This is a genomic window from Pseudomonas hamedanensis (assembly GCF_014268595.2).
GTDB classification, from domain to species: domain Bacteria; phylum Pseudomonadota; class Gammaproteobacteria; order Pseudomonadales; family Pseudomonadaceae; genus Aquipseudomonas; species Aquipseudomonas hamedanensis.
Genome location: NZ_CP077091.1, coordinates 3,750,485 through 3,762,586 on the forward strand (window position 1 = coordinate 3,750,485; position 12,102 = coordinate 3,762,586).

The following is a 12,102-nucleotide window of genomic DNA, read 5'->3' on the forward strand; positions in this document are numbered from 1 at the left end:
ACCGGCTTATGAAACCCACTCTCCCCCACAGACCCCGCTGGCGCAGCCTCGCGCTGCTGGCCCTGTGCCTGGCGCCACTGCTGTGGCCACTGGAACATCTAGCCGAGCGCTATTACCGCAGCGAACTGGCCAGCCAGAACCGCCAGACCCTCGACCTCTATGTTGCCAACCTGCTGGGCACCCTGCACCGCTACGAAGTGTTGCCGCAGATCCTCGGCGACCTGCCGGCCCTGCGCGCTGTACTCGGAGCGCCTGATGACGGCGTTACCCAAGGCAACGCCAATCGTCTGTTGAACAACATCGCGGCGCAGACCGGCGCCGAAGTCATGTACCTGATGGACACTTCAGGCAAGACCCTGGCAGCGTCAAACTGGGACAAACGCGACAGCTTCGTCGGCCGCAATTTTTCCTTCCGGCCGTATTTCAGCGAAGCCATGGCCGGGCGCCTGGGGCGCTTTTTCGGGCTCGGCACCACCTCGGCCAAACGCGGCTACTTTTTCGCCGCGGCTGTGCGCAAGGGCGAAACGATCATCGGCGTACTGGTCATCAAGGTCGACCTCGACCACACCGAAAGCCTGTGGGGCAAAACCCCGGAACAGCTGCTGGTCACCGACCACAACGGTGTGGTCATCCTGACCTCGCGCCCGGAATGGCGTTTTCGCGCAACCCGCACGCTGAGCGATGCCGAGCGTGCGGCGATCACCGCAATCCAGCCCTACCCGACCCGCGAACCACGGCCGCTCAACCTGAGTTCCGACGCCTGGCTGACACAGACCCACGACATCGCCGAAACCGGCTGGAGCGTCAGCATTCTCGCCCCGCGCACGCTGATCGATCGACCGGTGCGCACCGTTGTCGCGATCGGCGGCGCCACCCTGCTGGTGGTGATGCTGCTGGTGGGGTTGATGATGCAGCGTCGCCGCCATTATCTGGAGCGCATCGCCTTTGAAGCCAAGGCCCGCCGCGAGCTGGAAGGCCGGGTCGCCGAACGCACCAGCGATCTCGAAGGCCTCAACCGCCGGTTGAAACAGGAAGTGCTGGAGCGCGAACAGGCGCAGCAGGAACTGGTGCGCGCTCAGGACGATCTGGTTCAGGCCGGCAAACTGTCGGCGCTGGGCACCATGTCCGCGAGCATCAGCCACGAACTCAATCAGCCGCTGGCGGCGATTCGCAGTTACGCGGAAAACGCCGAAGTGTTGCTTGATCATCAGCGCACCGAAGACGCCCGCGGCAACCTTAAACTGATCAGCGAACTGACCGGGCGCATGGCCTCGATCATTGCCCACCTGCGCGCTTTCGCCCGCCGTGATCGCCACGCCCCGGAAAGCGTCGCCCTGCAACCGGCGCTGGACGATGCGCTGGCGTTGCTGGCCAAACGTCGGCGCAGCATGGAAGTCGAACTGATCCGCGATCTGCCGGCCGCCACGCTCTGGGTCGAAGCCGGCGAGACGCGTCTGCGCCAGGTGCTCGGCAATCTGCTGGCCAACGCCCTCGACGCACTGACCGAAAAAGGCCCGCCGCGCAAACTCTGGCTGAGTGCCGAAGCCACCGCCGACGGCGTCAATCTGTACATTCGCGATAACGGCCCGGGGTTCTGCATGGAAGCCCTGGGGCGCGCCAGCGAGCCCTTTTACACCACCAAGACGCGCACCCAGGGCCTGGGTCTGGGCCTGGCCATCTGTGAAACCCTGATGCGCGCCTTTGGCGGTGAACTGTCGTTCGCCAACCACAAACAAGGCGGCGCCCTGATCACCCTGCGCCTGCGCGCCGGCGCACCCGGGGTCAGCCTGCAACCGTCCGAGGACCGAAGTGCATGACCATCGACAATCGCATTCAGGTGGTGCTGATCGACGACGATCCACATCTGCGCCAGGCCCTCGGCCAGACACTGGATCTGGCCGGTCTGAAAATCCTGCCGCTGTCCGAAGCCAAGGGCCTGGCCGCACAACTTGAGCGTGACTGGCCGGGCGTTGTGGTCAGCGACATTCGCATGCCGGGCATGGACGGCCTCGAACTGCTCAGTGAATTGCACGCGCAGGATCCTGAGTTGCCGGTGCTGCTGATCACCGGCCACGGCGATGTGCCATTGGCGGTGCAGGCGATGCGCGCCGGCGCTTACGACTTTCTGGAAAAACCGTTTGCCAGCGATGCCCTGCTCGACAGCGTGCGCCGCGCCCTGTCGCTGCGCCGCCTGGTACTGGACAACCGCAGCCTGCGCCTGGCCCTCAGCGATCGCAACGAACTGAGTGCGCGGCTGGTCGGCCACTCGACGCCGATGCTGCGCCTGCGCGAGCAGATCGGCGCCCTGGCAGCGACCAAGGCTGACGTGCTGATCCTCGGCGAAACCGGCGCCGGCAAAGAGGTCGTCGCCCGCGCACTGCACGACTTGTCGAGCCGCCGCAACGGCCCGTTCGTGGCGATCAACGCCGGCGCGCTGGCCGAGTCGGTGGTGGAAAGCGAACTGTTCGGTCACGAGCCCGGCGCATTCACCGGCGCGCAGAAGCGCCGAATCGGCAAATTCGAATTCGCCAATGGCGGCACGCTGTTTCTCGATGAAATCGAAAGCATGAGCATGGACGTGCAGGTCAAGCTGCTGCGCATGTTGCAGGAGCGCGTGGTCGAACGCCTGGGCGGCAACCAGTTGATCCCGCTGGACATCCGGGTCATCGCCGCCACCAAGGAAGACCTGCGTCAGGCCGCCGATCAAGGCCGTTTCCGCGCTGACTTGTATTACCGCCTCAACGTCGCGCCGCTGCGCATTCCGCCGCTGCGCGAGCGTGGCGAAGACGCGCTGATGCTGTTCCAGCATTACGCCGATGAAGCCAGCGCCCGCCACGGCTTGCCGCCCCACGAACTGCAACCGGCACAACGTGCGTTGCTGCTGCGCCATACCTGGCCGGGCAACGTCCGCGAATTGCAGAATGCCGCGGAGCGCTTTGCCCTCGGCCTGGAACTGGCGCTGGACAACGGCGCTGCCGAAGGCCCTGGCGGCACGCCCGCCACGGTCATCCACGGCGGCCTCAGCGAGCAGGTGGAAAATTTCGAAAAGTCGTTGATTGCCGCAGAATTGGCACGCTCGCACAGCTCAGTGCGCAGCCTCGCGGAAGCGCTGGGTATTCCTCGCAAAACCTTGCACGACAAGCTGCGCAAGCACGGCCTGAATTTTGGCGACAGCAGCCACGGGGAAGACAACGAATGAGCAGCGAAAGGGAATATCTGCAAACGGTGCTGCATCACGACATTCCGCTGACCGCCGAGATGGGTCTTGAGGTGCTTGAATGGCGTGAGCAGCAATTGAGCCTGCGCTTGCCGCTTGCGCCCAACGTCAATCACAAGAGCACCATGTTTGGCGGCAGCCTGTACTGCGGCGCGGTGCTGGCGGGTTGGGGCTGGCTGCATCTGCGCTTGAAAGAAGAAGGGATTGAAGACGGACACATCGTGATTCAAGAAGGGCAGATCCATTATCCGCTCCCTGTGACGGGCGACGCCGTGGCGATTTGTCCAGCACCGGAGGCAGCGGTATGGAAGCGGTTTGTGGCGATGTATCGGCGTTATGGCCGGGCGAGGTTGGCGCTCGATACGCGGATTGTGAATGCGGGAACTGCAGACGATGCGGTGAGGTTTACCGGGCAGTACGTTTTGCACCGTTGAGGCAAAAGATCGTCCGAAGGCTCGGGCCGCGTTCGGACGATCTGTTGATCTCAGGAGCGAGCCAGCTCCAACAACCGCGCGCGCCATGCAGCCTTCGCCGGCAATGCCAGAAAGAACTCGTTCAACAACGATTCACGCGCCGGGTAACAAAACGCTTCACCGTTCAGATCCAGCACCTCGCCCCCCGCCCCTTCCAGAACGCCCTGCGCCGCCGCCGTGTCCCACTGCGAGGTCGGCGCCAGTCGCGGATAGCAATCGGCAGCCCCTTCGGCCAGCAAACAAAACTTCAACGAGCTGCCGATATTCGCCAGTTGCAGCTCACCGAGACTTGCGCTCAACCCCGCCAGCAGACGCTCTTGCTCGGCACTGGAATGCCGGCGGCTGGCGACCACTGTGAACGCTTCTCCCGGCCCCGGGACATCGCGCACCTGGATCGCGACCGGCGTGGCGCCCTTGTCGCCGCGCCAGGCACCGAGCCCGGCACCGCCAACGTAAAAACGACCGCTGGTCGGCATCGTCACCACGCCAAACACCACTCGGCCATTTTCGATCAGCGCGATGTTGACGGTAAATTCTTCGCTGCCGCTGATGAATTCCTTGGTGCCGTCCAGCGGATCGACCAGCCACCAGCGCTGCCATCCGGCGCGAACGCTTTGCGGGATATTGGCGTCTTCTTCGGATAACACGGGAATGCTCGGATCCAGCGCTGTCAGGCCGGCAACGATGATGTGGTGCGCAGCCATGTCGGCAGCCGTCACCGGCGAATCATCGGCCTTGGCCGTCACTTCAACACCGGCGCGCCAGAACGGCAAAATCGCCTCGCCGGACTGCAAGGCCAGTTGCACCACGGGTGCCATCAGGGGATGGGGGAAATTCATCGACGTCTCACTCATAATTGAACACCCCGCGCTGGCTCAGCAGATCGCGGGTCAAATAAAGCGCCGCCAGCGCGCGCCCTTCGGAAAATTGCGGGTTGAGCGCCAGCGCCGACAATTCGCGCAGATTGACCTTGTCGACCCGCATCGGCTCCGGCTCGTCGCCCTCCAGCCGCTCTTCGTAGAGATCGGTCGCCAGCACCACCTGGATCTTCTGGCTCATGTAACCGGGCGACAGCGACAGCTCGGTCAGATGCTCCAATTGCCGCGCGCCAAAACCGGCCTCTTCCTTGAGTTCGCGCTCAGCCGCCGCCAGCACGTCTTCGCCCGGCTCGATCAGGCCCTTGGGCAGCGACAGTTCGTATTCGTCCGTGCCGCCGCAATATTCTTCGATCAACACCGCATGTTCGGCGTCGAGCATCGCCACAATCATCACCGCGCCATAACCTGCACTTTTGCCGACCAGGCGCTCGTAAGTGCGCTCCACGCCATTGGAAAAACGCAACTTCAGCTCTTCGACACAAAACAGGCGGCTGGTGGCGACAATCTCGCGGGCAAGTACGGTGGGTTTCTGGCGCATGCAAAGCTCCTTGGCGTGAACGCGCTACTATAACGCGGCTTTCCCGATTGTTTGCGTCGGATATCTTTCTACTGTTCGAGACGTTGCCATGCCTTCATTACCGTGGTCCGACATCGATACCGTTCTGCTGGACATGGACGGTACGTTGCTGGATCTGCACTTCGACAACCACTTCTGGCTGGAACATCTGCCCCAGCGTTATGCCGAACTGCACGGCGTCAGCCGGGCCATGGCCGAGATGGAGTTGCAGCCGCTGTTCGAGCGCCACGCCGGCCAGTTGCAGTGGTATTGCCTGGATTTCTGGAGTGCGGAACTGAAGCTGTCGGTGCGCGAGCTGAAACAGGAGACCGCGCACTTGATTGCCCTGCGCCCGGATGCCGATACCTTTCTCGACGCGATCAAGCGTGCCGGCAAACGGGTGATCATGATCACTAATGCGCACCGCGATTCGCTGTCGCTCAAGCTGGAAAGAATCGAACTGGCGCCGTACTTCGAACGGCTGATCAGTTCGCATGATTATGGTTATCCGAAAGAAAATCCGCAGTTCTGGGATGCCCTGAAGGCGGACATCGGTTTTGATCCGGCGCGCAGCCTGTTTATCGACGACACCTTGCCGATCCTGCGCAGCGCGCGGGATTTTGGCGTGGCGCATTTGCTCGCGGTGAAAGAGCCGGACAGCCGCAAGGGGCCGAAGGACACGGCGGAATTTGCTGCGGTGGAGGATTACCGCCATTTGATTGCCGGTTTATAAACGCCGAACTGTGGCGAGGGAGCTTGCTCCCGCTGGAGGCCGAAGGACTCCCGAAACCCGAAAAACGCGGTGTCAGACAATCCGCGTTTGTCGGTCTGGGGCTGCTGCGCAGCCCAGCGGGAGCAAGCTCCCTCGCCACAGGGTTGCGAACTACTTCGGAATACGCAGCTTTTGCCCCGGATAGATCTTGTTCACATCCTTGAGCATCGGTTTGTTGGCTTCGAAAATCTTCTGGTACTGGTTGGCGTTACCATAGACGCGCAGCGAAATTGCGCTGAGTGTGTCGCCTGCTTTGACCTCGACAAATTCGGCTGCCACCACCACCGGTCCGGTCACGGTGATCTGATCGTCCACGCCACTCACACCAGCCACGTTGCCCAACGCCAACAGGATCTTCTCTTTCTCTTCCTGGCTGGCCGCTTCACCCGTAGCGATGACCTTCTCGCCTTCAACCTTGACCTGGATCTTCGATGTGTCGATACCGGTCAACGCTTCCTGCACATGCTTGGTCAATGCTGCACTGTTGGCTTCGGCCTTGTCCGGCGTCAGGGCATCGAGGATTTTTTCACCGGCATCTTTCAAAAAGCTGAATAGGCTCATTGCGTTCTCTCCATGGAATAAAAGGTCAGTCGCACAAGCCTAGACCACCCCGGACAATCCCGGTTCCAGTCCGACCAATGACGCTGCCGCGCCGCAGGCGGTAGAATCGTCGCACCCCGCCAACCGCCCGGAGCGAAGATGGACATCAAGCAGCTGAAATTCCTCATCGCCCTCGACGAAACGCGCCATTTCGGCCAGGCCGCCGCGCGTTGTCACATCACCCAGCCGACCCTGTCGATGCGCCTGCGCAGCCTCGAAGAGGAACTCGACCTGCCGTTGGTCAACCGTGGCCAGCGCTTCGAAGGTTTTACCGCACCGGGCGAACGCGTATTGGCCTGGGCACGCACGGTGCTTGCGGCGTACGACGGCTTACAGGCCGAGGCGGCGGCGTGTCGCGGTAACCTGATCGGTACGCTGCGTCTGGGCGTGGTGCCGCTGTCGAGTTTCGATCCGTTGCCGCTGATGCAGCGTTTGCACGCCGCGCACCCGGAGCTGCGCTTCGAGCTGTCGTCACTGAGCTCCGAGCAGGTGCTTGAACATCTGGCGAACAACCGCATCGATATCGGTGTGTCGTATCTGGAGCGTCTGGACAATGAGCGATTCGAATCGCTGGCCTTCAATGAGACGCGCATGGGTTTGCTCTACGACGAGCGCTCCTTCACGTTTGGCGAGGCGCCGCTGAGCTGGGAGGCGCTGATTGAATTGCCGCTGTGCATGCTCACCAGCGGCATGCACTTTCGCCAGTCCATCGACCACAACTTCCACAGCCGTGGTCTGACGCCGCAACCGCTGCTGCAAACCGACGCCGTCCATCAATTGCTGCAAGCGGTACACGGCGGTTTTTGCTGCGCGATCATGCCGCTGGATGGCGGTGCGGAAACGCTGGCCGATCACCTGCGTCTGCACCCGATCGAAAACGCCCGCACCCTCGCCCCGCTGGGCCTGATCATGCGCCGCGGCGCGCCGCGTTCGGCGCTGGCGGAAGCCTGTTTCGCGCTGTACCAGAAATTGCCCGAAGACGCTTGATCGACGGCATCTATCGGTAGATCGGTAATAGCGATTAGACGCGACATCTTGCCGCGCCTAGTCTTAACGTTGATCAAACCGTCGGTGATGCCATGAACGCCAAGCGCCCAGCCTGCGCGGCGCCTGCACTCGAAACGCCCGCGACCGCCAGCCAGACGTACAGTTACAGCGATTTGCCCCGCGAGGAATCGGCCAGCACTGCGCTCGCCGAGGAAGTCGCGTTGGCGATTGCCTACAACGGCATCAGCCAGGCCGTGATGCTGGTGACGCCGACCGACCTTGAAGATTTCATCGTCGGCTTCAGTCTTGGCAGCGGCATCATTGAACACGCCAGCGATATCTACGACCTGCAACTGACCGCTGCCGGCTCAGCGCAATACGCCCAAGTGACCATCGCCAACCGCGCCTTCTGGAACCTCAAACAGCAACGTCGCCAGTTGGCCGGCACCAGCGGTTGCGGTCTGTGCGGTGTAGAAGCTGTCGAGCAAGCCCTCCCTGCTCTCAAGGTGTTGCTTGGCGCGGCGTTGCCGCCGATCGAATGGCTGGATGGCCTGCGCCAACGCATCGGCGCCTTCCAGCCGCTCGGCCAGCATTGCGGCGCGGTACACGCGGCGGTGTTCATGAACGCCAGCGGAGAACTGCTGCTGGGCCGCGAAGACATCGGTCGGCATAACGCCCTCGACAAGCTGATCGGCGGGCTGATCCGTCAGAAGATTTGCACAACAGGCGGGCTGGCGATCGTCACCAGCCGTTGCAGCCTCGAACTGATTCAGAAAGTGTTGCGTGCCGGCATTCAGACGTTAGTCAGCCTGTCCGCACCCACGGGCCTTGCCGTGCAATGGGCCCGGCGCCACAACCTCAATCTCATCCACCTGCCGCAGAAAAGTGCGCCGCGGGTGTACAGCCCCGCGATGGAGAATCAAGCGTGAGCCAACATCATCAAGCCGACCAGAAACCTGTCCCGCGTTACAAGCCGTACAAAGGCGCCGCCGGCGGCTGGGGCGCCCTGATCAGTGTGGCTCAGGCCTGGTTGACCAGCGACAATGCCCTGAAGAACTTGCGCATGATGCTCAAGACCAACCAGAACGGCGGTTTCGACTGCCCGGGTTGCGCCTGGGGCGATTCGCCGGAAAGCGGCATGGTCAAGTTCTGCGAGAACGGCGCCAAAGCGGTTAACTGGGAAGCGACCAAGCGCCGTGTGGATGGCAAATTCTTCGCCAAGCACAGTGTTACGTCGCTGCTGGAGCAGAGCGATTACTGGCTTGAATACCAGGGCCGTCTGACCGAGCCGATGGTGTATGACGCCGAGACCGATCGCTATAAACCGATCAGTTGGGACGATGCCTTCGCCATGATCGGCAGGCATCTGCAGAGCCTGTCGAGTCCGGACCAAGCCGAGTTTTACACCTCAGGGCGCGCCAGCAACGAAGCGGCTTATCTCTACCAATTATTCGTACGCGCCTTCGGTACCAACAACTTCCCGGATTGCTCGAACATGTGCCACGAGGCCAGCGGCGTGGCGTTGGCGCAGAGCGTCGGGGTTGGTAAAGGCACGGTGACCTTCGATGATTTCGAACACGCCGATGCGATTTTCGTCTGGGGCCAGAACCCCGGTACCAACCATCCGCGGATGCTTGAACCTCTGCGTGAAGCGGTCAAGCGTGGCGCTCAGGTGGTGTGTGTCAATCCGCTGAAAGAGCGCGGCCTGGAGCGCTTCCAGCATCCGCAGCACCCGATCGAAATGCTCACCAACGGTGACAAGCCGACCAACACTGCGTATTTCCGCCCGGCCCTCGGCGGCGACATGGCGGTATTGCGCGGCATGGCCAAGTTCCTCCTGCAATGGGAACGCGACGCGCAGAAGGCCGGCGAGCCGGCGGTGTTCGATCACGATTTCCTTAATGCCCACAGTACCAACGTGCTGGAGTACCTCGGAGTGGTCGATGACACACCCTGGGAGCAAATCGTTGAGCAGTCCGGTCTGACGCTGGTCGAAATCGAGCAAGCCGCGCGCATGTACGCCAAAGGCAAGAACGTGATCATGTGCTGGGCGATGGGCATCACCCAGCATCGCCACTCGGTGCCGACCATTCAAGAAATCGCCAACCTGATGCTGCTGCGCGGCAACATCGGCAAGCCGGGTGCCGGTCTGTGCCCGGTGCGCGGCCACAGCAACGTGCAGGGCGACCGCACCATGGGCATCAACGAGCGTCCGCCGGTGGCATTCCTCGATTCGCTGGAGCGGCGCTTTCAGTTCAAGGTGCCGCGCCACAACGGTCACAACGTGGTCGAGGCGATCCATGCGATGGCCGAGGGTCGCGCCAAAGTCTTCATCGGTCTGGGCGGCAACTTTGCCCAGGCCACGCCGGACAGTCCGCGCACCTTCGCAGCACTGAGCAATTGCGACCTGACCGTGCAAATCAGCACCAAACTCAACCGCAGTCACCTGGCTCACGGTAAAGATGCGCTGATCCTGCCGTGCCTGGGACGGACCGACATCGACATCCAGAGCGAAGGCCCGCAAGCGGTGACCGTCGAAGATTCGTTCAGCATGGTTCACGCCTCCAACGGCCAGTTGCAGCCGCTGTCGAACCAGATGCGCTCGGAACCGTCGATCATCGCCGGCATCGCCGCCGCGACACTGGGCAGCAAGCCGGTAGACTGGAACTGGCTGGTGGCCGATTACGGGCGCATTCGCGAACTGATCGCCGACACGATCCCGAACTTCAAAGACTTCAACGAAAAGATCAAAAACCCGGGCGGCTTCTATCTGGGCAACTCGGCCGGTGCACGCAAGTGGAACACGCCCTCGGGCCGCGCCAACTTCCGCGCCAATCAGCTGCCAAAAGACCTGGTCCACGAACGCACCCGCGCCACCGGGCAATTGCCGGATCTGATCCTGCAATCGATGCGTTCACACGACCAGTACAACACCACGATTTACGGCCTCGACGACCGTTATCGCGGAGTGAAGGGCCAGCGTGACGTATTGTTTGTCAACGAGGCCGACATCATCCGCCTGGGCTTCCGGCCAGGACAGAAGGCCGACATCGTGTCGCTGTGGGACGATGGACGTGAGCGCCGGGTGAAAGGTTTTACATTGTTGGCGTTCGATATTCCCGCAGGACAGGCGGCGGCGTACTATCCGGAAGTCAATCCGCTGGTGCCGCTGGAAAGCACGGGCGATGGCAGCCACACGCCGACTTCCAAGTTCATTGCGATCCGGCTGGAAGCGGCGAGTGAGACGGGGTTGATCATGGCCAGGTCGGCTTAACCGGCGCTTGAACTGGCCCCTTCGCGAGCAAGCCCGCTCCCACCCTGGAATGCGTTTCAAATGTGGGAGCGGGCTTGCTCGCGAAGGCGTCGATTCAGGCGATGAATTTCTAAGCTCAGTCCCTTTTCGACCGCCCACAAAAAAGGCCGTTTTTGCATAAAAACGGCCTGTCCGAAGTAGCTAAAGACCGGCGAAAACCGGTTAAGTTCCGGTGAAAAAACAGTAACTTGCAATATTGTATACAAGTCGTGTTATTCGTCGGATTTTGATTGTCACGCCCATCGCAGAGCCTCAGGATCGGCGCCGTCATCCCTTTGAGGCTCATCCTCTATGAAGTTCTCCTCGATTCTCTTGTTGTCCCTTGGCCTGGTCAGTGGCTTAGCTTCTGCCGGAGGCACCACCGAAGCAGGTGTGGGCGGCGCATTGGGCGGGGTTCTTGGCTCGGTCGTCGGTCAGTCGTTAGGCGGCAACACAGGTTCCACTATCGGCGCAGCCCTGGGCGGCGCGGGTGGTAGCGCAGTCGGCGCAGACAAACGCAGCCGTGGCGAAGCCGCCATCGGCGGTGCACTGGGTGCAGCGGGCGGTAACGTGGTTGGCCGCAGCCTGGGCGGCACCACCGGCAGCCTGATCGGCTCCGCCGCAGGCGGCGGCGCGGGTGGCGCGCTGGGTAACTACATGGGCAACAAGAGCGACGACGATGATCGTCACTACGATCGCCGCTATGACGATCGTCGCTACTATCGCGACCGTGGCCACCCAGGTCGCGGCCACGCTTACGGCCATCGCAAGCACCACAAGCACTATCGCCACGATTAAGGCGAAGGCTTGAATAGAAATCGCAGCCCCAGGGCTGCGATTTTTTTCGGCTAGATAACCAGTCGTTCCAACGCCCCGCGCAACCCGGCAGGAATCGGCACAGGCTGATTACTCGCACGATCCACAAACACATGCACGAACCGCCCCGCCGCACACGCTTCGCTTTCGCCCACCTTGAATACCGCCAGTTCGTACTGCACCGAGCTGTTGCCCAGCTTGCCTACCCGCAAGCCGATCTCGATCAGATCCGGGAAAGCGATCGACGCGAAGTAATCGCACGCCGAGCTGACCACGAATCCCACCACCTCACCGTCATGGATATCCAGACCGCCGACCTGGATCAGGTAGGTGTTTACCGCCGTGTCAAAGAAGCTGTAATAGGTGACGTTATTCACATGACCGTAAGCGTCGTTGTCGTGCCAGCGCGTGGTGATGGGCTGGAAGTGTGGGTAGTCGGTGCGTTGAGGCGTGGGGTTGGACATTGATCGGCAATTCCCAAGAGTATTTCTGCGAGTCTAATTCATAATCC

At 61.8% G+C, this 12,102-nt stretch carries 12 protein-coding genes; 8 read left to right on the top strand and 4 right to left on the bottom strand.

The genetic code is table 11. From position 1 onward, the window contains the following. Window positions 1-8: 8 nt before the first annotated feature. The 3 genes from HU739_RS16220 to HU739_RS16230 are packed head-to-tail and all read left to right on the top strand — an operon-like array spanning window position 9 to window position 3,651. A complete protein-coding gene (locus HU739_RS16220; RefSeq protein ID WP_186548515.1) occupies window positions 9-1,817 on the top strand; it encodes a sensor histidine kinase in 1,809 nt (602 codons plus the stop codon). Next, window positions 1,814-3,199, top strand: a complete 1,386-nt coding sequence (locus HU739_RS16225) for a sigma-54-dependent transcriptional regulator (protein ID WP_186548517.1) — start codon at window positions 1,814-1,816, stop codon at window positions 3,197-3,199. Before HU739_RS16220 ends, HU739_RS16225 begins: the two co-directional genes overlap by 4 nt. After that, a complete protein-coding gene (locus HU739_RS16230) occupies window positions 3,196-3,651 on the top strand; it encodes a thioesterase domain-containing protein (protein ID WP_186548519.1) in 456 nt (151 codons plus the stop codon). The genes HU739_RS16225 and HU739_RS16230 overlap by 4 nt, the downstream gene beginning before the upstream one ends. Window positions 3,652-3,701: 50 nt before the next feature. On the opposite strand, the gene cysQ is transcribed toward HU739_RS16230, so the two are convergent. Together cysQ and nudE are read right to left on the bottom strand one after the other, a co-directional pair. Continuing rightward, window positions 3,702-4,529, bottom strand: coding sequence for a 3'(2'),5'-bisphosphate nucleotidase CysQ (gene cysQ, locus HU739_RS16235; RefSeq protein ID WP_186548708.1), 828 nt, complete (start codon window positions 4,527-4,529; stop codon window positions 3,702-3,704). A 7-nt stretch (window positions 4,530-4,536) separates the two neighbouring features. Continuing rightward, entirely contained in the window at window positions 4,537-5,106 is a 570-nt protein-coding gene (gene nudE, locus HU739_RS16240; RefSeq protein ID WP_186548521.1) for an ADP compounds hydrolase NudE, read from the bottom strand. Window positions 5,107-5,194: 88 nt separating this feature from the next. Here nudE and yrfG point away from each other — a divergent pair, with 88 nt between their 5' ends. Beyond that, window positions 5,195-5,857, top strand: coding sequence for a GMP/IMP nucleotidase (yrfG, locus tag HU739_RS16245; protein ID WP_186548523.1), 663 nt, complete (start codon window positions 5,195-5,197; stop codon window positions 5,855-5,857). A gap of 150 nt (window positions 5,858-6,007) precedes the next feature. Here the strand turns inward: yrfG and lysM are convergent, their stop codons facing one another. Continuing rightward, on the bottom strand, window positions 6,008-6,457 hold the full coding sequence (gene lysM, locus HU739_RS16250) for a peptidoglycan-binding protein LysM (RefSeq protein ID WP_186548525.1): 450 nt from the start codon (window positions 6,455-6,457) through the stop codon (window positions 6,008-6,010). Window positions 6,458-6,595: 138 nt separating this feature from the next. Between lysM and HU739_RS16255 the strand changes: the two genes are divergently transcribed. The 4 genes from HU739_RS16255 to HU739_RS16270 all read left to right on the top strand — a co-directional run bounded on the left by HU739_RS16255 (window position 6,596) and on the right by HU739_RS16270 (window position 11,573). Further along, window positions 6,596-7,483, top strand: coding sequence for a LysR family transcriptional regulator (locus tag HU739_RS16255; protein WP_186548527.1), 888 nt, complete (start codon window positions 6,596-6,598; stop codon window positions 7,481-7,483). A 92-nt stretch (window positions 7,484-7,575) separates the two neighbouring features. Then, complete coding sequence (gene fdhD / locus HU739_RS16260; RefSeq protein WP_186548529.1) at window positions 7,576-8,412, top strand: formate dehydrogenase accessory sulfurtransferase FdhD; 837 nt, start codon at window positions 7,576-7,578, stop codon at window positions 8,410-8,412. After that, window positions 8,409-10,757, top strand: a complete 2,349-nt coding sequence (locus tag HU739_RS16265) for an FdhF/YdeP family oxidoreductase (RefSeq protein ID WP_186548531.1) — start codon at window positions 8,409-8,411, stop codon at window positions 10,755-10,757. The genes fdhD and HU739_RS16265 overlap by 4 nt, the downstream gene beginning before the upstream one ends. Window positions 10,758-11,087: 330 nt before the next feature. Next, window positions 11,088-11,573 (top strand): glycine zipper domain-containing protein, encoded by a 486-nt coding sequence (locus HU739_RS16270; RefSeq protein ID WP_186548533.1) that lies wholly within the window; start codon window positions 11,088-11,090, stop codon window positions 11,571-11,573. Between the two features lie 50 nt (window positions 11,574-11,623). Here the strand turns inward: HU739_RS16270 and HU739_RS16275 are convergent, their stop codons facing one another. Then, window positions 11,624-12,055, bottom strand: coding sequence for an acyl-CoA thioesterase (locus HU739_RS16275; protein WP_186548535.1), 432 nt, complete (start codon window positions 12,053-12,055; stop codon window positions 11,624-11,626). Window positions 12,056-12,102 lie beyond the last annotated feature (47 nt).

Bases quoted from the DNA above. Each gene is read 5' to 3' on its own strand.
- HU739_RS16220 (WP_186548515.1), top strand. From the start codon at position 9: ATGAAACCCACTCTCCCCCACAGACCCCGCTGGCGCAGCCTCGCGCTG.
- HU739_RS16225 (WP_186548517.1), top strand. From the start codon at position 1,814: ATGACCATCGACAATCGCATTCAGGTGGTGCTGATCGACGACGATCCA.
- HU739_RS16230 (WP_186548519.1), top strand. From the start codon at position 3,196: ATGAGCAGCGAAAGGGAATATCTGCAAACGGTGCTGCATCACGACATT.
- cysQ (WP_186548708.1), bottom strand. From the start codon at position 4,529: ATGAATTTCCCCCATCCCCTGATGGCACCCGTGGTGCAACTGGCCTTG.
- nudE (WP_186548521.1), bottom strand. From the start codon at position 5,106: ATGCGCCAGAAACCCACCGTACTTGCCCGCGAGATTGTCGCCACCAGC.
- yrfG (WP_186548523.1), top strand. From the start codon at position 5,195: ATGCCTTCATTACCGTGGTCCGACATCGATACCGTTCTGCTGGACATG.
- lysM (WP_186548525.1), bottom strand. From the start codon at position 6,457: ATGAGCCTATTCAGCTTTTTGAAAGATGCCGGTGAAAAAATCCTCGAT.
- HU739_RS16255 (WP_186548527.1), top strand. From the start codon at position 6,596: ATGGACATCAAGCAGCTGAAATTCCTCATCGCCCTCGACGAAACGCGC.
- fdhD (WP_186548529.1), top strand. From the start codon at position 7,576: ATGAACGCCAAGCGCCCAGCCTGCGCGGCGCCTGCACTCGAAACGCCC.
- HU739_RS16270 (WP_186548533.1), top strand. From the start codon at position 11,088: ATGAAGTTCTCCTCGATTCTCTTGTTGTCCCTTGGCCTGGTCAGTGGC.
- HU739_RS16275 (WP_186548535.1), bottom strand. From the start codon at position 12,055: ATGTCCAACCCCACGCCTCAACGCACCGACTACCCACACTTCCAGCCC.